Here is a 1999-nt window from a genome sequence, read left to right as displayed (position 1 = left end):
GCGCGCCTGGCGCAGGTCAGGGCGCCGGTCCGGGCGCGGGTACTCCGCGCGGGACGGGACCGACCGCCGTGCAGTCCCCGGGTGCACCCGCTGCCGCCGCGCCCCGAAGTGCCGGGGGCGGAGGGCGCCGGCGCATGATCGCGCTGGTCGTCGCGCTGGCCGCGATCATCGGCGGGGCGACCGCGGTCGTGCTGCAGCAGCGGGGCGACGGGAACCGGCCGGGCGGCGGCACGTCCGCCGCGTCGTCCGCCTCGCCCGCGGCCGAGGACCCGGAGGACGAGGGCTCGAAAGGCGGCCTTCCGGCGGGCTGGGTGCGCCGGAAGGACCCCTACGGGTTCAGCGTCGTCCTGCCGGGTGCCGACTGGAAGCGCGTCGTCCTCGACGGCGAGAGCCGTCAGGTCGACTACACGCCCGACGGCGGCAAGCACTTCCTGCGCATCGCGGTCGACGATTCGCCCGACTTCGACGACCCCTACGAGCATCTCGGCGACCTGGACCAGCAGATAGGGCAGCGGCTGGTGGACTACCGGCGGCTGGAGTTGCGGCGTCTCCTCTACCGGGACCGCGACAGCGCCCGGCTGGAGTACACCTGGACCGCCCTCCCCAAAGACACCGAGTTCCCCGGGCCCTACCGGGCGATCGACCAGATGTACCTGGCGCGGGACGGTGTCGAGTACGCCCTCTACATGGCGGGGCCGGCCGAGGACTGGGACACCACCCGGGCCCAGTTCGAGACGGTGCTCAAGGGGTGGCGCGAGCGCTGACGGCAGCGGACGGGCCCGCACCCGGCAGGGCGGGGGCAAGGAACCAGTCGCCCGCCCCAACTCCCCCCTCCCCTTTCCGCGTCGGTACCACATCGCGTCCGGCATCTGCGCCGGGCACACGCCCCCGGCACCGGCGTGCCGCACCTGCACAGACGTCCCCCGCTTGGCCGAATCGCCGTACCGGAGGGGGCACATCCGGTGGGGCATGATGGGCGCATGGGGACCGAGGGGGCGTCTGGCAACGGAAACGCTCGGCACAACGCCCGTGTCATCGCGGGCCGTTACCGGTTGGAGGAGAGGCTCGGGCGCGGTGGCATGGGTGTGGTGTGGCGGGCCACCGACCAGTTGCTCGGCCGGGGTGTCGCCGTCAAGGAACTCCCCGTCGACGAGACGCTCTCCGCCGCCGAGGCCCGGAAACAGCGGGAGCGGACCCTGCGCGAGGCCCGCGCACTGGCCCAATTGAGCCACCCGCACATCACGGTGGTCCACGACGTCGTCGAGGACGACGAACGCCCCTACATCGTGCTCGAGTTGATCGACGGTCCGTCGCTCGCCGAACGGATCGCCCGGGACGGTCCGGTCGACGCCGACGAGGCCGCCCGCATCGGCATCGACCTGCTGTGCGCGCTGCGGGCCGCGCATGCCGCGGGCGTGCTGCACCGGGACCTCAAACCCGCCAACGTGCTGCTGGAGAACGGCACCGACCGGGTCGTCCTCACCGACTTCGGCATCGCCCGGGTCGCGGGCGCCACCACGCTCACCGAACACGGCTCCTTCGTCGGCTCGCCCGAGTACACCGCCCCGGAGCGCATGGCCGGCGCCCGGACCGGCCCGGAGTCCGACCTGTGGTCCCTGGGCGCGCTGCTCTGCACGGCCCTCAGCGGCGAGTCGCCCTTCCGGCGCGACTCGCTCGGCGGGGTCCTGCACGCGGTCGTGGTCGACGAGGTGCGGCCGCCCGTGGAGGCCGGTCCGATCCTGCCCGTCGTCCGCGGCCTGCTGGAGAGGGAACCCGACCGCCGGCTGGACGCGGACGCGGCGGAACGCATGCTGCGTGCCTTCCGCCGGACCGGCGTCACCCCCGAGGTGCCGCCGCTCGAAGGGGACCCGCCGCACCGGCGGCCGCGGCGGCGGCGGACCCTGGGCCGGGGGGAGGGCACCGATGGCGGGCACCGGGCACCGGAACCCGACGGGCAGCGGCCGGCGGGACCGCCCGCCCGGAGCAGACTGGTGGCCGT

Annotated in this window: 2 protein-coding genes; both read left to right on the top strand. The window is 74.7% G+C overall.

Features of this window, described 5'->3' with window-relative positions; translation table 11 throughout:
• Nucleotides 1–134 precede the first annotated feature (134 nt).
• A complete protein-coding gene (locus tag G3I53_RS33045) occupies nucleotides 135–764 on the top strand; it encodes a hypothetical protein (protein WP_343240730.1) in 630 nt (209 codons plus the stop codon).
• A gap of 315 nt (nucleotides 765–1079) precedes the next feature.
• The coding region (locus G3I53_RS33040; RefSeq protein WP_239064233.1) for a serine/threonine-protein kinase at nucleotides 1080–1999 on the top strand (920 nt) is incomplete at its 3' end.

This window comes from Streptomyces sp. SID14436, assembly GCF_010548465.1.
Lineage (GTDB): Bacteria > Actinomycetota > Actinomycetes > Streptomycetales > Streptomycetaceae > Streptomyces.
Note: the sequence above shows the minus strand (reverse complement) of the source record. Positions and strands in the feature narration are given on the sequence as shown.

Bases quoted from the DNA above. Each gene is read 5' to 3' on its own strand.
- G3I53_RS33045 (WP_343240730.1), top strand. From the start codon at position 135: ATGATCGCGCTGGTCGTCGCGCTGGCCGCGATCATCGGCGGGGCGACC.